Raw genomic sequence first — 18,213 nt, forward strand, 5'->3', positions numbered from 1 at the left:
TCGAATTCGGTGTTATTGGCTCACAGCCTGTTGAGTCAGCCAGCTTTCCAGTTCGCCACGGCTGGCCATCATCTCGAGCCACAGGTTGGTTTGCTGTGCTTCAAGCATGGCGCCGGTGGCCCAGGTGTCGGTGAGCTGTTGCTGGGATTGCAGGTACTGTGACGTTGGCATCTCGCCACCGCGCCACAGTCGCTGCAGCAGTTCGTGGCTGCTGTCCAGGGAGTCCTGAGTCAGTTGCTGCCAGCGGCTAAGGCTGTCGGCAACGGCGCCGTAGCGGCGACTCAGGGATTCGAGGTCTATCTCGAGGGCGCGGGAGCGGGCAAGGTATTGCTGCTCGGCCACAATGACGCCTTGATTGGCTTCGTTGATTTCGCCCTGATAACGGTTGCGGATGTTCAGTGGCATGGAGATTCCCAGCTGCACACTGTTGTCATCGCCATTGGTGACGGCGCCCACAGAGACCGTGGGATCGGCTTTGGCCTCCTGTCTGGCCAGGCTGAAACCGGCCTTGGCGGCAAGAACGGCCTGATACTGGCCCTTCAACGCCGGCAGTTGCTGATTCACTTCGGTACTGGGAAGGGGGAAATGAAACGGCGGCAGGGCCAGAGCCGGGTCGCCACCAAACAGGGTTAATTGTGACTCGGCACTGATCAGGGCCTGACGGGCATCGGCGCGGCTGCCGCTGACCCGGGCCAGTTCCAGGGTTAGCAGTTGCTTGTCCAAGGGGGCCAGTTCACCGACCCGAACCATTTTGTCTGCCAACGCCAGCATCGACTGAGTGCGTTGCTGCTGTTCGGTGGCGTACTGGTCCAGTTGCTGCGCCTGACGCAAGCTCACCCAGGCACTGAGCAAACTGGCGAGGGTGTCATTGCGTAACTGCTGATAGTCGGCCTGAGCCTTGAGGGCGTTGAGTTGCGCCAGGCGGGTGCGATAGCCGCGTTTATCGGCCCAGTCCACGGCCTGAGCCACGGACAGGGTGTAATCTTCATCGCTGCTGTCGCTGCCGATGTTTTCCACGTCAAGAGCGAGCTCGGGGTTGTACAGTGCCTGGTTGGCGCTACTGATCGACAGCTTGGCCAGGGTCAGCTGCTCGGCTTCGGCACGGATCTGCGGCAGAGCCTCAAGTTGGCTCAATGCCTGAGTGGCAAATCGCGACAGTTCAGAGGCCTGCCCCTGAAATGTGACACCGACGCTGACCGCCACCAGGGCGATGCGAATAGTTGGGTGCATAGTAATATCCTGCAAAATGGATCTGAATGTCAGAAAGTTTTGGGATACCACTGCGTGACCAAAGGCATGCTGACTCAGGGGGTGAAGCTGAGATCATTCCTTAGGATGTTGGCCGCCAAGCTGAGTACGACATCGCGAAAACGGGTCGACTTGGGCGGTTGGCTTTGATGACGCAGTGGCAGAGCAGGATCAGGCTATGGGGGGGCGCAGCAGATTCGACGGGGCCGGGTCGGGATAGCGGCCGAGATAATGAAAGTGCCCCGACTGAGGCGCAGGGGGCAACGTCACCGACGCCACGGTGATGCCAAGATGACCGGCATGGCAGTGGTGGTGGACACAGGTTTCGCCGTCCGCGTGTTGATGGTCGTCGGCGTCATGCTGGTGAGTGCCGGTGTCGAAGTGAAACTCGATGGTGTCTCCGAGATGCACATGACGGCCTTCCAGCACCGCATTGGCGGTCTGGCTAAGCAGCGTCAGAACAATCAACAGAACCAGTCGTTTCATTACAACCTGTATTTAAATCAGTGGCAGTCACGGCTTGGAATCCTATCAGCAAATTTAGTTCCCACAAAAGAGATTTTAATCCACGCCGGTGTGATCGCGACCGCAAAGCCGCTGATGGCCGCCGCGTTGACATTTGTTTTACGTGCCTTGAGTCATGCTGGGGGTGATTCTCATTCATAGGCTATGGCGACATGACTCCAACTTCGTTCTCTTGGTTACCGCGTTTTTCACTCTCCTTGCTGCTGACGTTGCTGATGAGCGGCTTCGCCATGGCGGCAGACTACCTGGTGGGCGAGGTGCGGCCGTTGCAGCGGGTGGTGGTCAGCGCCGAGGTGGACGGGGTGGTGTCGGCCTACCGGGCTTCTCTGGGGGATGCGGTGGAGCAGGGGCAGTTGCTGCTGACGCTGGACGATCGCGATGCCACCCTGGCGGTGGCCCTGAGCCGGGCGCAACTGAGCCTCAGTCGTGCTGAGCACCAAAGCCAGTTAAAGCAGCTGAAACGGCTGCAGGCCCTGATTGACAAGCAGACCCTGGCTCAAAGCGAGCTGGACGATCAGGATCGCATCACCCAGATCAGCGCCGCCCAGGTGCAGGTGGACAGCCAACTGCTGGCACAGTCATTGCGCCAGCAGCAAAAAAATCGGGTGCAGGCGCCGTTCGCCGGGGTCGTGGCCGCCCGGTTGGTAGACAATGGCCAGTGGGTGAATGCCGGCGACCCTTTGTACGAGTTGGTGGACGTGGATCGGGTGATTGTGCGAGTGGTGATGCTGGAGCAGGATTACGTGCGCCTGACTCTGGGGGATGAGGTGCAGGTGACCCTGCCGTCGTTGTCGCTACAGACCACTGCCCGGGTGCTGCGGGTATCGCCATCGCTGCTCGATGATGGTCGCGGCTATCCGGTGGAGCTGGAGCTGGATAATCCGAATCATCACATAAAGCCCGGTTTTCGGGTTGAGGTGAGTCTGCTAGCGGGAGGCGGCCAATGAGTGCGCTACTGAATTGGTTTACCCGCCGCCGTCTGGCGGCCAATCTGCTGAGTGTGGTGGTGGTGGTGCTGGGATTGGTGGCACTGTGGGATCTGCCGATGGCGGAAAAGCCGCGCATCGACCTTGGCCACGTATCGGTGTCGACGTTCTATCCCGGTGCATCGGCGGAGGATGTGGAAGCCAATGTCACCGGCAAGCTGGAGAAAGAGTTGCTGTCGGTGGCGGGCATACGGCAGTTCACTTCTCGGTCGGCATCGGGTCAGTCCAGCATCTCCATCTCGTTGGATCCCGAAGTCAGTAGTCCGGCCGAGGTCTATCAGGACATTCGCGATGCGGTTAACCGGGTGTCGGATCTGCCGGCCGGCGTCACCGAGCTGCCCTTGGTACGGGTGGCGAAGTCGTCGAACCTGGACTTTATGGTGGTGGGGATCAGCGCCGATCTGCCCTATGGCCAACTGCGGGAGCAAGCCCGTCAGCTGGAGCTGAAACTGAGGCGGGTACCGGGGATCAGCGAGGTTCAGCTTATCGACCTGCGCACCCCGGAGTACTGGCTGGAACTGCAACCGGAACAACTGAAACGTTACCAACTGACCCTGACCGACATTGCCGATGCCATTGGCCAGCGTAACGTACTGATGACCGGTGGTTCGATTCAAACTGAGGAAGGGAATCTGGAGCTGATTACCTCGGCGCAGATGCTGGCGCTGAGTGACCTGTCGTCAATGGTGCTCAAAGCCAATCCACAAGTGACCCTGAAGGACGTCAGCGGCGCCATTCGACAGGGGTTTGAGCGCCGCCAGAGCCTGGCAACCCTCAATGGCCAGGTGGCCATCGGCTTCGATCTGCGGGCCACCGAAGCGGCGGACGTCATCGCCACCTCGAAGGCGGTGCAGGCGCTGCTAAAGCAAGAACAGGCCCGCTTGGGGCCGGACTATCAATTGCCCATCGGTTTTGATATCGCCCGCGAGATTCAGTCCAGGTTTGACATCGTCAAGTACAACGGCCTGGGCGGTCTGGCGTTGGTGCTGGTGGCGCTGTCTTTGTGTCTGCATCGCAAGGTGGCGCCCTGGGTGGCCTTTTCCATCCCCTTCTGTCTGCTGGGCACCTTGACGGTGTTGTCGATGAGCGGTCAGATCCTCGACAGCTACACCATGGCGGCGCTGATCCTGATCATTGGCATCATCGTCGATGACGCGGTGGTGGTCAGCGAACGGATCACCGCCCGCCGCCAAGCCGGAGACGATGTCATGACCGCCGTTAGCGGCGGCGTCAGAGACGTATTTCCTGCCATTACCGTATCGATTCTGACCACCATGCTGGCGTTCCTGCCGTTGCTGTTTCTGCCCGGAAACGCCGGCAAGATGCTGTATGTGTTGCCACTGACCATCTCCATCGCCCTGGTGTTTTCCTTTATCGACGCATTGGTGATCATTCCCGCCCACATGAAGTCGGTGATGGGGCGAGCCCCGGCGGCAAAGGATCCCTGGGGGGCCCGTTTTGCGCCGGTGGTGCGCAGGGCGCTGGGTTATCCGAAGCGGTTGCTGCTGCTGACCTTACTGCCGGCATCCTGCCTGGCATGGGCACTGTACAGCCAGTTGCCGACGCTGTTTTTCCCCACCGACGGTGCCTACCTGGTGGAGATCAGCGCCCAGTTGGAGGGCAATCAAACCCTGGAGCAGAGTTGGCGGCGGGCGGCGGCGGTGGATCGCATGCTGGCGGATACCGAGCAGGTGGTCAGTTGGTACGGTGAGGTGTCTGAGACCCAGGCCAGTTGGACCGTGAGCCTGACACCGGCCTCGGAACGCCGCATCGGTGCCGATGAGATCGCGAGGCAGTGGCAACAGCAGGGGGAACAGTTTGCCGGCATTCTCAGCCTGGAGTTCGATGTCGACAGCGGCGGTGCCCCCAGTGGCCGCCCGGTGGATCTGCAGATCGTTGGCGGCAGTGACGAGGCCCGCCAGCAGGCGGCCGATCGGGTCACTCAGTGGCTGGCACAGTACCCCGGCGTGTTGGCGCCGCATCAGTCCCAGGCCGACGCGGTGGCGCAGCTGAAACTCAGTGTCGATTATCCCTGGCTCAGCCGTTATGGCGTGACGCTGGAACAGCTGGCCAGGACGGTGCGCATCGCCATCGAAGGCGAGCGGGTGTCGCGGGTGTTTAAAGGCAATGAGGAGGTGTTTTACCGGGTGGTGCTGGAGGACAACGATCGCAGCCCGGAGGAGCTTAATAATCTGTATGTCCGCGGCAGCGGTGGTCAGCTGGTGTCCCTGGACAAACTGGTTCAATGGCAGCCGGGACAACGGGATGAGGTGATCAACCACTTTAACGGCGAGCGCAGCATTCGAGTGTCGGCCAACATCGACACCGCCCTGACCGATCCCATTGCTGTCGAAGATGCCTTGTTGGCGGCCATGGGCAGTGTCGATCCGACGGTGGCCATCGTCAGCAGCGGCCAGGCCAAGGACACTCGCGAAGCCTTGGTGGGGCTGGCCATCGCCATGGTAATGGCGGTATTGGCCATCGCGGTGCTGATGATGTTGCTGTTTGATCGACTGGGCGAGGCACTGGTGGGGCTATTGGTGGTGCCGGTGGGCGTGGCGGCGGCGCTGTTGGTGCTGTGGCTCCATGGCAAGCCGCTGAGTTTCTTCGCCACCGTCGGCATCATCGGCATGACCGGTGTGGTGGTCAACAATGCGCTGGTACTGCTGTATCACTATCATGGCCGAAGCTTCAGTGACGATGACAGCCTGAGAATTCAGCAGCTGCTGGAGGGGGCCTGCAGCCGGGTGCGGCCGATGTTGGTCACCACCCTGACCACGGTGGCGGGATTGCTGCCACTGGCCTATGGCCTCGGAGGCTATGACAACCTGATGTCTCCCATCTCACTGGTGATTGGCTGGGGAATATTGCTGACCGCGCCGATGGTGCTCATGCTGATTCCCGCCGGTTATTTGCTGGTGTTGCGTCATCGGGCCCGGCAGCAGCCGCAGCGGAGTCAGGCCGCAGCCGAGGCCCAGACCGCATGAAATAACACCTTGGCCTTTAGGCAGAATTCATGGTGGCATCGACCGGCGAGCGCGGTATCGATGGCTATACTCAAATGGCTGCATCCTTATTGAAAAAACGGAGCATTCACCATGTTACGAGCCGTGACTGCGGTATTGATGTTGATGGGCGGGGGAACGGCGCTGGCCAGCGATCCCTTGCACCTGCCGAAACAGAGTGGCTGGAGTGGCTATCTGGGGGCGGGGGCGACCTATTTTGATTTGAGTTCTAACTTCATTACCGGCAACCGCTTCGTCGATTTTGATAATCAACAGAGTCGGGGGCTGGAATCGTCCCCCGCCAGTGACAGCCAGGTCGCACCGGAAATTCTGGTGGACCTGCGCTACACCTTTGCCGAGCATCAGACCCAGTTGTTTTTCGGTAATCTGGTGCAGGACATGGTGCGGCTGGATTTCAGTGAACAGCTGGGGGTGCGGCGTCAGTTCGGATCCTGGGGCATCGGTTCGCTCGCCTACCTGTTTTCCGCCGTGCCCAATGAGGTGTGGCAAGACCCATTCCAGGTCGACAGTCCGCGCAGCAAAACCGATCGCGACTCCCAGGGATTTCGCCTTGGCTGGGACAACATCGCCGATTCCACCATCGGCGTGCATTACAGCTACCGCCGCATCGACGTCGATCAGGAACTGAGCGGCGCCGAACTGACACTGATGGGGCGGCTAACCCCGCAACAGGCGTCGCAGTTGCAGCGGGATGGCAATCGGCACCGGTTGGATCTGTTTGCTCACTGGAAACTGTCTCAGAATCAACACCTGACGCCGGCGCTGCTGTACATCGAGCGCGACAGCGACGGCGATGCCAACGGTGGCCAGACTAAGGGGGTGCAGCTGACCTACGTCTACCGGGGCGATCGCATCAGCGGCACCCTCAGCGGTTATTTTGGTGAGCGCGACTACGATGAGGCCAACCCCATCTATGAACGCGAAGCCGATGCCGATGAGTATGGCATCAGCGGCAACCTGTTTGTGCACCGTCTGTTTGATCTTAACCACTGGGATCTGCGCTTAGGGGTGATGTACTTTGACAGCCGCGCCAAGGTGGACTTCTACGACAGCGATCTGCTGGGAGCCAACGTATCGCTACTGTACCGCTTTCATTAGGGGCGGCGGCCATGGGGCGAGTATGGTTGTGTGGCCTGATTCTGCTGTGCTCTTCGGCCTGGGCTCAGCCCCCGCCCGGGGTTACGGTGACCCTGACGGTGCAGGAGCGGGCCTGGATGGCTCAGAACCCGACGGTGGTGGTGGGGGTTGAAGAGTGGGCGCCATTGTCCTTCAGCCAGCAGGACGGTCAGATTGGCGGCCTGGCTGCCGGTTACATGGAGCTGATCGCGACTCGAACCGGACTGAATTTCCGCTACGAATCCCGGCCGTGGCTGGCGCTGCTGGATGGCATGAAAAACGATGAAATCGATATTATTCCGGCGATTTTTCATCTGCCAGAGCGGGAGGCGTTTGGCATCTTCAGTGAGCCATTCTACGAGATAAAGGAGTTTCTGTACGTTAAAGCCAGCAATGACGCGATTCAGTCGTTTGACGATCTCAACGGCAAGCGACTGGCATTGGTACGGGGCTACACCAGTTGGGTGCGGGTGGCCAAGCGTTTTCCCGATATCGAGCTGGTACCGGCGGACGATCTGCTGCAAGCCATCAATATGGTGCTCAATGGCGAGGTCGATGCCACCTTTGAGTCTCAGATCGTGGTGGAGCAAGCTCTCAACGATTCCATGGTCGGTGGCCTGAAAGGGTTGCAGCAACACGCCTTTCAAGACATTCCCCTGCACATCATTTCCCGAGTCGCGGCCCCGGAGTTGGCGTCCATTCTCCAGAAGGGGCTGAACACCATCAGCGCCGAGGAGATGCGCTCAATTCAGAATCAGTGGTTGGTTACCGGGGTGTCCGAGGAGAAGCCTCAGGAATCGGCCTACCTCAATCTGCAATGGCTGGTGGGTGGGCTGGTGGCCATCATCGCCCTGTTGTTCGCGGTCACCAAGCTGCTGGCCCGTTATGCTCGTTCCGAGCGGGCCGAACTGCAGTTTGGTTCGCCCCGATTCAGCCATATGGTGCTGATTGGGTTGGGGGTGTTTGTGACCTTTGTCATCGCCATGAGCCTGTTGATGCTCGATTACAACAAGCGGGTGCTGCAGGACCGCACCTTTATCTCTCTGGATGTGATTGCCACTTCGGTGCAGGAGAGCCTGGAAAACCAGGTCAGCAGTCGTCAGCAGGCGCTGGCGCTGATGAGCCGAAAGCAGGAGTTTATCCAACTGGTGGAACGGTTGTTGGCCTTACCCCGCCACCCGCAGATTCTGATTCAGTCTGAGGAGTTGGCTGCGGTGCGGGTGGAACTGGCGGCCCTGAACAGCATTCTCGGTGATCTCGGCTTTTTCGTCATCGCCCCGGATGGCACCAGCCTGGCGGCGGTCAGGGATGAAAACATCGGCGTACGCAACATCATCGCCAGTGCCAAGACTCGACAGTTTATTCAGTTGCTGGCGGGGCAAAGTCTGTTCATTCCGCCGCTGCCGTCGGACATCGGCGATAGTGGCTTCACCATGTTTGTGGCGATGCCGATTTTTAACAGCCAGGGCAAGGTGATTGCGGTGCTGGCGGAGCGGCTCGACCCGATAAAGGGCTTTAACGCCATCATTCAGACCGGCCGGGTCGGCGAAACCGGCGAAACCTACGCCCTGAGTAAGCGCGGGTTGTTGCTGTCCAGCAGTCGTTTCGAACAAACGCTGGTAGAGAGCGGGCTGCTGGCTCCGGGTCAGCCCAGCATGCGCGCCATCGAGGTGCGCGATCCGGGCCGGGATCTGACCCAGGGTCAACCGGTTCGCTCCGGTAAGCGGCCCCTGACCCGAATGGCGGCCAGTATCGCCCTGGGTCAAAGCGGGGCATCGATTCAGGGCTATAGGGACTATCGCGGCGTCAAGGTCGTGGGGGTGTGGAAATGGAGCGATAAACTGGGGCTGGGGCTGGCGACCGAGATGGACGAGGCCGAAGCCCTGATGTCTTACAACACCCTGAAAAATACCATGGCGCTGGTGCTGGGAGTGACCTTGCTGTTCGCGGTGGCGGCGATCCTGTTTACCCTGAACCTGGGAAAAAATGCCAATGCTCGTTTGGCTCGATCCAAGGCATCGCTGGATCGGCGAGTGAAGCAGCGCACCCTGGAGTTGTCGCTGTCGGAGGAGAAGGTACGGTTGCTGCTCGGCTCGGTGGGGCAGGGGATTTTGGGGATCGAGAACAACGGCCGGGTCAGTTTCGTCAATCCGGCGGCGCTGGCGATGCTGGGCTATCAGGAGGCCGAGTTGCTGCAGCAACCCATAGAGCCGATCCTGTTTCCGACCACCGAGGCTGCCGGGCCGGTGGCCCCGAGTCCACTGGCCCGAACCCTGAAACAGGGCCTGAAGGAGCAGATTGACGATCAACTGCTGGTGCGGCGCAATGGCCAGTCTTTTTCGGCGGAATTTGCCGCCCATCCGGTGCTGAAGCAGGATGAGATCATCGGGGCGGTGGTGGTGTTCAGCGACATCACCGCCCGTAAGGCGATGGCCCGGGATCTGGCTCAGGCCAAGGAAGAGGCGGAAAACGCTTCGCTGGCCAAGAGTGAGTTTCTGGCCAACATGAGCCATGAAATTCGTACCCCGATGAATGCCATCATCGGCATGTCTTACCTGGCGCTGGAGACCGATCTGAACCGCAAACAGCGCTCCTTTATCGACAAGGTGCACCGCTCGGCGGAAGCGCTGCTGGGGATCATCAACGACATCCTGGATTTCTCGAAAATTGAAGCGGGCAAGATGACGCTGGAATCCACTCCGTTCTACCTCGACGATGTGCTCAGCAATCTCAGCAACCTGATCGCCCTCAAGGCGGAAGAGAAGGGGCTGGAGCTGCTGTTTAATGTGGACCCGGATGTGCCTCAGGCCCTGATTGGCGACCCCCTGCGTCTGGGGCAGATCCTGACCAACCTGGGAAACAACGCCATCAAGTTTACCGACAGCGGCGAGATTGTGGTCGCCATCCGCCTGCAGGAGCAGTTTCAGGGCCAGGCGCAATTGCTGTTCTCGGTGCGCGATACCGGCATCGGCATGAGCCCGGCTCAGCGACAGCGATTGTTTCGGGCCTTTAGCCAGGCGGACAGTTCCACCACTCGCAAGTACGGTGGTACCGGCCTGGGGCTGACCATCAGTAAGACCCTGACCGAGATGATGGGCGGTGAGATCTGGGTGGAGAGTCAGCCCCAGCAGGGCAGTGTGTTCAATTTTACCGTTCACCTGGAGGTGCAGACAAACGCCGAACCGAGGGCCCGCTACGATCGCAATCAACTGCGGCAGCTGACCGCCCTGGTGGTGGACGACAATCCGGTGGCCCGCAACATCCTGGTGAACATGCTGGAGAATTTTGACCTGGAGGTGGAGGATGCGCCGGCAGCCGATGAGGCGCTGAAGCTGATGCTGGGCCGTCACTTTGATTTGCTGTTGGTGGACTGGAAGATGCCGGGCATCGATGGCTTCGGCTGCATTCGCCGCATGCGTCAATGTGGGCTGGAGTCGGAGCCTAAGGTGATCATGGTCACCGCCTACGGCCGCGAAGAGGCGATGCAGGAAGGGCTGGACAACGGCCAGCAGCTGGATGCGGTGCTGAGCAAGCCCATCACCCCTTCCAACTTGCTCGATGCCATCGGCGAGGCCCGGGGGGAGGCGGTAGTGCGCCACAACCGTAAGTTAGATAAGCGCAGCCAGATGCAGGACTCGTTGCCGCGCCTGCAGGGGGCACGGGTACTGCTGGTGGAGGACAACGAGTTTAACCAGGAGTTGGCGCGGGAACTGCTTCAGCAAAATGGTCTGAAGGTCGAGGTGGCCGGCGACGGTCAGCAAGCGGTCGAGCGGTTGCAGCACGACGACGAGTTTGACGTGGTGCTGATGGACGTGCAGATGCCGGTGATGGATGGCTACCGGGCCACCGAGACGATTCGTCAGCGGCCGGAGTTTGAAACCTTGCCCATCATCGCCATGACCGCCAATGTGATGGCCCGGGATCTGGAGCGGGCCAGAGAGGCGGGCATGAACGATCACATCGGCAAGCCCATCGACGTGGAGGAGATGTTTGCCACCCTGGCCCGCTGGATTGGTCGGGATCCGCAATCGGTGCCATCGTCGCCAGCCGAACCCGCCATGGCATTGAGTGCTTTGCAGCCCGGCATCGATACCGACCATCTGCAGACCATTACCCTGGGTAACACCGGTTTGTTGCATAAACTGCTTAGTCACTTCGTTCGGGATCACGGCCAGTTTTCACAGCCGTTTGAGCAACTGCTGCAGCAGGACCGGGACGAGGCCACTCGGTTTGCCCATACCCTGAAAGGGGTGGCGGGCAATCTGGGAGCCAACCAGGTTCAGCAACTGGCGGATCGACTGGAGCAGGCCTGCCTGGCTTCGGAACCTTCGGACCAGCTGTTGTCGCTGGCGCAGCGGTTGCAGACGGTGCTGGCGCCGTTGTGCCAGCAGATTGAGCGCTTTCTGCAAACGGAGATGCCGGTCGAGTCTACACTAATAGAGGTTGATACTGAGCAGCGGCTGCAACAACTGCGGGCGCTGCAATCCCTTCTCAAGGATGACGACACAGAAGCAGTGGATCGGATTGATCAATTGCTGGCTCAGATAAAGGAACCGGGCTTGAAACGGCGCTTGGCTAAGATTGGCGAGGCGGTGGAACAGTTTGATTTCGAGCGGGCCCTGGCGTTGCTGAGAAAACTGGCACTGTCGCAGGGGTGGCCGCTGGAGGAGGAGTAAGTGGACAACCCCGTCATCCTGGTGGTCGACGACAATCCTGACAACATCAATCTACTCAGCTCCGTGCTGCGTAACGACTACAAGGTCAAGGCCGCCACCAGCGGCCATAAGGCGTTGGAGATCGTGGCCCGTACGCCCAGACCGGACATGATTCTGCTGGACGTGATGATGCCGAAGATGGATGGTTATCAGGTTTGCGAGCGGCTGAAAAAGGATCCCACTACCGCCCACATCCCGGTGATTTTCGTGACCGCCAAGATCGCCGTCGAAGATGAAACCCGCGGACTGGAGCTGGGGGCGGTGGATTACATCACCAAACCCATCAATCCGTCTCTGGTGCGGGCGAGGGTGCACACCCATCTGGCGTTGTCGGATCAGAACCGGGAACTGACCCGGCAGGTGGCGGAGAAAACGGAAGAGTTGAATCAGAGCCGGCTGTCGGTGATTCAGACACTGGGCCGGGCGGCGGAATACAAAGACAACGAGACCGGCATGCACGTGATCCGCATGAGCCACTATTCGCGCCTGATTGCCCAGCAGCTGGACGTCAGCGAGCACTGGGTCGACCTGTTGTTCAACGCCTCGCCCATGCACGACATCGGTAAAATCGGCATTGTCGATGCCATCTTGCGTAAGCCTGGCCGGCTGGAAGGGGAGGAGTGGCAGGAGATGAAGCGCCACTCTGAATACGGCGCCGACATTTTGCGCCAACACACCTCGGAGTTACTGGTGATGGCCCGGGAAATTGCCCTGACCCACCATGAAAAGTGGGATGGCAGCGGTTACCCCGCCGGCCTCAGCGGCACCGACATCCCCTTGTCGGCGCGCATTGTGGCCATCGCCGACGTGTTTGATGCCCTGACTTCGGAGCGCCCCTATAAGCCGTCCTGGCCGGTGCAGGAATCGGTGGCGTTCATCGTCGACAATGCCGGCAGCCATTTCGATCCGCAGCTGGTGCAGCTGTTTCAGCGTTGTCTGCCGGAGATCCTGGCCATTCGTGACCAGTTTGCCGGCTAAAACTCAATCCGGGCGCAGCAGCCTCCGCCGTCGATGTCGGTCAGGCTGAACCGCCAGTGGTAGCGTTGGCACAGGTCTTCGACAATCAACAGTCCCAGGCCGTGGCCTCCGCAGTGGGTTTGATTCAATCCCGGTCCCTGGTCCCGCACCTCCAGCGCTTCGGCGTCGACGCAGACCTTGACCTCGCCGGACTCAGTGGCGGCGATGGCGTTGCGCAGCAGGTTGCCGATGATCATCCTCACCACCGCCGGCTCGGCTTTAATCAGCGGCGCCTGAGTCAGGCTCAGCTGCAGGCCGACGTGCTTGTTGTCGGCCCCGGTTTGCTCATGTTCGATAATGGCCCTGAGCTCATTTTCTTCAAGGTGACGGGGCTCAAGATGATGCTCATTCTTTTCATAGCGCACCATCGACAGCAGTGCATCCACCATGGTCTGCATCTCTTCGGTGGCGGTCAGAATCCGTTTCTGCTGACGGCCGATAAACTCCGGTTTGTCGGAGTGGTTCAGCAGGTTGGCGGCGCCGCGGACGATGGTCAGCGGCGTGCGCAGTTCGTGGCTGGCGTAACGGGCGAATGCCTGTTCGCGGCGGATCAACAGATCCAGCTGGTGGCGGTAGGCATTGAAGGCGTCGGTTAGTTGCACAAACTCTTCTGCCGAAGATTCTGGCACACTCAGCGGCGTGCGGGTGTCGTTGTTCAGTGCCGCCAGTTGATCCCCAAGCTCTTTTACCGGCTGAATCAGGCGCACAGACAGCAGGTAGACGATCACTCCGGCCACCAGCATGATGCCGATGGTGGCGGCGATGATCAGCAGATTGAGCAGCACGGTCTCCCGATCGGTCACCTCTACCTGCTCGGTTTTGGCAATCAGAATCAGCGGTTGGGTATGGCCGTGCTTCACAAACTCGGTGGTCAGCACGTAGATGGAGCCCAGATCGTCGTCGATCAGCTCCTCCAGGGCATGACCGGCAAACCGCAGCCGATCGGGAATGAAATCGGGTACGTCGTCGGTGTTGTCGTAGGCGAAGGTGATGCGATCGATCTCCAGCGGACCGCTGGCGCCAGTGAGGTAGCGGGCGATGGCCACGTCTTTGGAAATCTGCAGCGACCGTTCGTTGACGGCATCTTCTCCCCAGTGCAGGGCGGTGTTGAACAGGCTCATCATGGTGAAGCTGATGCCAATGCTCATGACGAAAAATGCCGCCATCAACCGCGAGGTCATTGTGCGGACGTTAGAGAGTCGATGCCGTATCACAGGCTGTCATCCAGTCGAAAACCAATTTTCGGTACCGTGACCAGCATGGCCCGGGCGAAGGGCTTATCCAATTGGTTGCGCAATTGATAGATGTGGCTGCGCAGCACATCGTTGCTGGGAGGCTGGTCACCCCAAATCGCTTCCGTCAGCTGGTCGCGACTGACCACGTCCGGTGCGGCCTGTGCCAGCACGTGCAGGATCTTAAAGGTGGTGGGGTTCAGTGCCAGCATCTGGCCCTGGCGGTGGGCCTTACGGGTTTTCTGGTCTACCTCCAGGTCGCCGACCGTCAGTTTGCTGGCGGCCAGAGTGCCGCGAAAGCGTTTTACCAGCGCCAGCAGCCGGGCTTCAAGAATGTCCAGGTCGAACGGTTTGGTCAGGTAGTCGTCGGCGCCCTGCTTAAAACCGGACAGGGTATCCTGACGGTTGTCCAGCGCGGTCAGCATCAGTACCGGGGTATTCTTGCCCTGGTCGCGCAGCCGCTGGCATACCTCGAAACCGTCCATTCTTGGCAACATCAGATCCAGAATGATGGCATCAAAATGGGTCTCCAGCGCCAGCTTCAACCCCAGTTCGCCGTTGTCGGCGTAATCCAGTTCCACCTCTTTGGCTTCAAAAAAATCGAACAGGATGCCGGCAATTTCGCGGTTGTCTTCCACCAGCAGAATCTTGGTGTTGCTTAAATCTTCCATTGAGCGCCCGGATTTGTATCAGTGTGACTCAGTATGATGCCGTTGATGTGGATAAAATGTCGATGACAATTATTTCACGGCGGCTTCGGATAATGACGGTCATTCTGCAATGCCTGCGTGGCATTGGCACGCTAATTATCTGAACTTCAGGGGTGCAACATGCTGAAAGCCCGGCCTCAACAACGCCATCATGACCGGCCCATCGTGCTGTCGGTGATCATTCCCGTCTTTAATGAGAGCCAGGGACTGGCGTACACCCATCAGCGGGTGACTGAGGTACTGGATGCCATTGTGGAGCGCTGTGAGATCATCTATGTGGACGACGGCAGCAACGACAACAGCTGGCAGCTGGTGCAGCAACTGCCGGAATCCAGCAGTGACCATGTGGGGGTCACCCTGAGTCGCAACTTCGGCAAAGAAGCCGCCATGAGTGCCGGGTTGCAACAGTGCCGTGGTCAGGCGGTGATTCTGTTGGATGCGGATCTTCAGGACCCGCCGGAGCTGATTCCGCAGATGATGGAGGCCTGGCGCAAAGGCGCCGACGTGGTCAACATGAAGCGACGTGCCCGCCTGGGGGAGAGCTGGTTTAAGCGAATGACGGCGGCCAGCTTCTACAAGGTGATGAACTGGGCATCCGAGGTGCCGGTGCCGGAGAATGTCGGTGATTTTCGGCTGATGAGCCGCCAGGTGGTGGATCACATCAATCAGTTGCCAGAGCGCAACCGCTACATGAAGGGGTTGTTCGCCTGGCCGGGGTTCATGCAGGTGACGCTGGAGTTCGATCGCGATCCTCGCGCTGTGGGTGAAACCAAGTGGAACTACGGCAAGTTGTTTGCCCTGGCGATGGACGGCATCGCCTCATTCAGCATTCGACCGCTGCGGTTGGCAACCTGGTGTGGATTGCTGACCGCGTTGAGTGCCTTCCTGTACGGAGCCTGGGTGGTGGTTAAGACCCTGGCCTTTGGCGAGGTGGTGTCTGGCTACCCGTCGATGATGGTGGTGCAACTGCTGATTGGCGGCATTCAACTGTTGGCGCTGGGCCTCATCGGCGAGTACTTGGGCCGGGTGGTGATGGAAGTGAAGCAAAGGCCTCAGTATCTGATTCGTGAAGTCTCCCACCAAGAAGGCCTGGACACGGTCGTATCCCTTGAGGCGCGCCGATGAAAAACTGGATTTGTCGTAACCCGTTACTGACCGTTCTGCTGCTGGCATTGGCGGTGCGCTTGTTGTCCCTGGGGCTTTACCCGCTCATGGACACCACCGAAGCCCGCTATGGCTACATGGCGAAACTGATGGTAGACACCGGCAACTGGCTTACGCCCCAGTTTGATCTCGGCGTGCCTTTCTGGGGCAAGCCACCGCTGCATACCTGGATGAGCGCGGGTTCCGCCGCCATGCTGGGCATGACCGAGTTTGCTTTGCGCCTGCCCCATTGGCTGGCTGGATTGGCGGTGGTCGGCCTGGTGGCCTGGATGGCGCGTCGACAGGGAGAAAACCCGCTGCTGGCGGCCATGGTGCTGGCGACCTGTGCCATCTTCAGTGTGGCTTCAGGCGCGGTCATGACCGACATGGCGCTGACCCTGGGGATGACGGTGGCGATGTTGGGCTTCTATCTGGGCTGGCAAGGCCACTATCGGGCCGGCTATCTCGGTTTTGCCGGGCTGGCCATTGGTTTGTTGGCCAAAGGGCCACTGGTGATCGTATTGATGGGACTGGCGGTGGCGCCCTGGCTACTGATTCAACATGGACTGGGGGCATTTCGGGTGCTGTGGCAACGGTTCCCACTGTTGCTGGGCACCTGTGCCATGCTGGTGATCGCCGCGCCCTGGTACCTGGCGGCGGAACAGGCCACACCCGGTTTTTTAAACTACTTCCTGGTGGGGGAACACTTCCTGCGCTTCGTCGAAAGTGGCTGGACCGGCGACCTGTACGGCAGTGCCCATGATCAACCTCGCGGCACCATCTGGCTGTTCTGGCTGGCGGCGGCCCTGCCTTGGTCGCTGATTCTGCCGCTGTTGTATCTGCGCGGTCGCCGCAGTCAGCCAAGTCGGCAACCGGCGCCATCGGGGTGGCGCAGCTTTCTGCTGTGTTGGCTGATCTCACCCATGGTGTTGTTTACCATGGCGGGCAACATCCTGCCGGCCTACGTGCTACCCGGCATTCCGTCGCTGGCGCTGCTGTGTGCGTCGTTGGCCAAGGACTCGGATCAGGCCTGGCTGGCTAAGGTCGGGGTCACCATGCCAGTGTTGTTGCTGGTGGCCACCGGGGTGTTAAACCTTAAGGTGGGGGATGAGCGCAGCGACAAGGCGCTGCTGGCCAGCGAGGCCAACCCGGCGTTGCCGCTGTTGTACTATGGCAAGCGCACTTTCTCTGGTCAGTTCTATTCCGATGGCCGCGCCCAAAAGGCGGATCTGGCCCGCCTGAATCAGCAACAGGGGCGCTACTCTCTAGTGATGCCGTCCAGCCAGTCCTGGCAGCAGCTGTCATTGCCGCGGCAGAGTTGTCGGGTGCAGACGGTGAAGCTGAAGCGTCAATTGTTGGAGTGTGGCCCCGATGCGCTGGCCAGCCTGGATTAAGTTCGCCCTAGTGGGGGGAACCGGTTTCGTGGTGGACGTGTCGCTGTTCAGCGCGCTGACACTGGGGTTGGAGTGGGGCCCTTACCCGGCCCGAGTGCTGGCCTTTCTGGCGGCGGCCTCGACCACCTGGGCCGGCAACCGCTGGTTTACCTTTCGCCAGCGTCCGCCGCAGGACGCCAGCCGTCAGTGGTTGAAATCCCTGACGGCGGCGCTGATGTCGGCGCTGCCCAACTTTGCCCTGTTCTCATGGACTCTGACGCTGCTGAGTCCATGGTCGTTGGCCCCCTGGGCGGCACTGGTGGCCGGCATCGGTGCCGGCACCCTGTCGAATTATCTGCTCAGCAGTCGCTGGGTCTTTGCCGAATCAGCGCGGTCGCCTTGACGGCCGTTTAGGTTGATACAACAGCAGCTCTTCCCCCGGGGTCAGTTCGATGCTGCCCTGGGATTCCAGTCCCAACTTATCCAGAATCCGCCGCGAGGCCAGGTTGTCTTCTGCAACCACCCCCAAAATGGTGCCCAGTCCCAGAGCCTGTTGGCCGTAGATCATGATCGCTTCACAGGCTTCGGTGGCCAGGCCCAGGCCAAAGTAGGTATCGCTGATGGCGTAACCGATGTCCGGATGGTCGAGGCCGTCACGTTGCAGCAGGCCGGCGATCCCCACCGGGGTGCCGTTACTTTTCAGGCTCAGGTGGTACATGCCAAAGCCATGATCCTGGTAGCTGGCCATGGGCCCCTGACGCAGATGCTCCTGTGCCTGCTCCAGTGTGCGTACGCCTTTATCATGGATGCCGTCGATGAAGCTCTGCTGATTCAGTAGACTCAGGTAGAAGGGTGCATCGTCGACGGTTAACTTGCGGATTCTCAGTCGTTCGGTGTCCAGTATCATCCGGTATACCCCTGATTGTGATGGACATTCAGACTAACCAGCGCCGGGATAATGAGCAAGACTCAAATACTCGAGTCCGATCCCACTTTCCGCTCTTTGTTGTGAGTATTGCGATAGCCGCTCTGGCATAAGTTAGCGGCGATTAATCCTAAGCCGTTGCTGAAATCCCTAAAAAAATCGATATGATGGACGGATCTTGAAGGATCCCGACCACG

The 18,213-nt window shown here is 59.9% G+C and carries 13 protein-coding genes; 8 read left to right on the forward strand and 5 right to left on the reverse strand.

Annotated features, from left to right (window positions below):
• Window positions 1–12 precede the first annotated feature (12 nt).
• Window positions 13–1,230 carry a TolC family protein gene (locus H598_RS0102720; RefSeq protein ID WP_028111639.1) on the reverse strand — a complete coding sequence of 406 codons (1,218 nt, stop codon included), beginning with the start codon at window positions 1,228–1,230 and terminating at the stop codon, window positions 13–15.
• A gap of 189 nt (window positions 1,231–1,419) precedes the next feature.
• Window positions 1,420–1,734: a hypothetical protein gene (locus H598_RS0102725; protein WP_028111640.1), complete on the reverse strand. Its 315-nt coding sequence runs from the start codon at window positions 1,732–1,734 to the stop codon at window positions 1,420–1,422.
• A 191-nt stretch (window positions 1,735–1,925) separates the two neighbouring features.
• On the opposite strand from H598_RS0102725, the gene H598_RS0102730 reads away from it, so the two are divergent.
• The 5 genes from H598_RS0102730 (at window position 1,926) to H598_RS26340 (ending at window position 12,594) form a co-directional block, all read left to right on the forward strand.
• On the forward strand, window positions 1,926–2,720 hold the full coding sequence (locus H598_RS0102730) for an efflux RND transporter periplasmic adaptor subunit (protein WP_084144291.1): 795 nt from the start codon (window positions 1,926–1,928) through the stop codon (window positions 2,718–2,720).
• Window positions 2,717–5,746, forward strand: coding sequence for an efflux RND transporter permease subunit (locus tag H598_RS23095; RefSeq protein ID WP_051252309.1), 3,030 nt, complete (start codon window positions 2,717–2,719; stop codon window positions 5,744–5,746). The genes H598_RS0102730 and H598_RS23095 overlap by 4 nt, the downstream gene beginning before the upstream one ends.
• Window positions 5,747–5,857: 111 nt before the next feature.
• Complete coding sequence (locus H598_RS0102740) at window positions 5,858–6,883, forward strand: DUF2860 family protein (protein WP_028111642.1); 1,026 nt, start codon at window positions 5,858–5,860, stop codon at window positions 6,881–6,883.
• 11 nt (window positions 6,884–6,894) lie between these two features.
• On the forward strand, window positions 6,895–11,577 hold the full coding sequence (locus tag H598_RS26725) for a response regulator (protein WP_051252311.1): 4,683 nt from the start codon (window positions 6,895–6,897) through the stop codon (window positions 11,575–11,577).
• Window positions 11,578–12,594: an HD-GYP domain-containing protein gene (locus H598_RS26340; protein ID WP_028111643.1), complete on the forward strand. Its 1,017-nt coding sequence runs from the start codon at window positions 11,578–11,580 to the stop codon at window positions 12,592–12,594. It begins immediately after the preceding gene.
• Here H598_RS26340 and H598_RS0102755 read toward each other — a convergent pair.
• Window positions 12,591–13,814 (reverse strand): sensor histidine kinase, encoded by a 1,224-nt coding sequence (locus tag H598_RS0102755; protein ID WP_035415156.1) that lies wholly within the window; start codon window positions 13,812–13,814, stop codon window positions 12,591–12,593. The two genes, H598_RS26340 and H598_RS0102755, sit on opposite strands and share 4 nt — an antisense overlap.
• 29 nt (window positions 13,815–13,843) lie before the next feature.
• A complete protein-coding gene (locus H598_RS0102760) occupies window positions 13,844–14,536 on the reverse strand; it encodes a response regulator transcription factor (RefSeq protein WP_028111645.1) in 693 nt (230 codons plus the stop codon).
• A gap of 159 nt (window positions 14,537–14,695) precedes the next feature.
• Here H598_RS0102760 and H598_RS0102765 point away from each other — a divergent pair, with 159 nt between their 5' ends.
• Genes H598_RS0102765 through H598_RS0102775 form a run of 3 tightly spaced genes read left to right on the forward strand, consistent with a single transcriptional unit; the run spans window position 14,696 to window position 17,494 of the window.
• Window positions 14,696–15,700: a glycosyltransferase family 2 protein gene (locus H598_RS0102765; protein ID WP_028111646.1), complete on the forward strand. Its 1,005-nt coding sequence runs from the start codon at window positions 14,696–14,698 to the stop codon at window positions 15,698–15,700.
• Window positions 15,697–17,112, forward strand: coding sequence for an ArnT family glycosyltransferase (locus H598_RS23105; protein ID WP_051252312.1), 1,416 nt, complete (start codon window positions 15,697–15,699; stop codon window positions 17,110–17,112). Before H598_RS0102765 ends, H598_RS23105 begins: the two co-directional genes overlap by 4 nt.
• Window positions 17,090–17,494, forward strand: coding sequence for a GtrA family protein (locus tag H598_RS0102775; protein WP_028111647.1), 405 nt, complete (start codon window positions 17,090–17,092; stop codon window positions 17,492–17,494). The genes H598_RS23105 and H598_RS0102775 overlap by 23 nt, the downstream gene beginning before the upstream one ends.
• Here H598_RS0102775 and H598_RS0102780 read toward each other — a convergent pair.
• Window positions 17,477–17,998 (reverse strand): GNAT family N-acetyltransferase, encoded by a 522-nt coding sequence (locus tag H598_RS0102780; RefSeq protein ID WP_028111648.1) that lies wholly within the window; start codon window positions 17,996–17,998, stop codon window positions 17,477–17,479. The genes H598_RS0102775 and H598_RS0102780 overlap by 18 nt on opposite strands.
• Window positions 17,999–18,213 lie beyond the last annotated feature (215 nt).

The organism is Ferrimonas kyonanensis DSM 18153, assembly GCF_000425405.1.
GTDB classification, from domain to species: Bacteria; Pseudomonadota; Gammaproteobacteria; order Enterobacterales; family Shewanellaceae; genus Ferrimonas; species Ferrimonas kyonanensis.

Bases quoted from the DNA above. Each gene is read 5' to 3' on its own strand.
- H598_RS0102720 (WP_028111639.1), bottom strand. From the start codon at position 1,230: ATGCACCCAACTATTCGCATCGCCCTGGTGGCGGTCAGCGTCGGTGTC.
- H598_RS0102725 (WP_028111640.1), bottom strand. From the start codon at position 1,734: ATGAAACGACTGGTTCTGTTGATTGTTCTGACGCTGCTTAGCCAGACC.
- H598_RS0102730 (WP_084144291.1), top strand. From the start codon at position 1,926: ATGACTCCAACTTCGTTCTCTTGGTTACCGCGTTTTTCACTCTCCTTG.
- H598_RS23095 (WP_051252309.1), top strand. From the start codon at position 2,717: ATGAGTGCGCTACTGAATTGGTTTACCCGCCGCCGTCTGGCGGCCAAT.
- H598_RS0102740 (WP_028111642.1), top strand. From the start codon at position 5,858: ATGTTACGAGCCGTGACTGCGGTATTGATGTTGATGGGCGGGGGAACG.
- H598_RS26725 (WP_051252311.1), top strand. From the start codon at position 6,895: ATGGGGCGAGTATGGTTGTGTGGCCTGATTCTGCTGTGCTCTTCGGCC.
- H598_RS0102755 (WP_035415156.1), bottom strand. From the start codon at position 13,814: ATGACCTCGCGGTTGATGGCGGCATTTTTCGTCATGAGCATTGGCATC.
- H598_RS0102760 (WP_028111645.1), bottom strand. From the start codon at position 14,536: ATGGAAGATTTAAGCAACACCAAGATTCTGCTGGTGGAAGACAACCGC.
- H598_RS0102765 (WP_028111646.1), top strand. From the start codon at position 14,696: ATGCTGAAAGCCCGGCCTCAACAACGCCATCATGACCGGCCCATCGTG.
- H598_RS23105 (WP_051252312.1), top strand. From the start codon at position 15,697: ATGAAAAACTGGATTTGTCGTAACCCGTTACTGACCGTTCTGCTGCTG.
- H598_RS0102775 (WP_028111647.1), top strand. From the start codon at position 17,090: ATGCGCTGGCCAGCCTGGATTAAGTTCGCCCTAGTGGGGGGAACCGGT.
- H598_RS0102780 (WP_028111648.1), bottom strand. From the start codon at position 17,998: ATGATACTGGACACCGAACGACTGAGAATCCGCAAGTTAACCGTCGAC.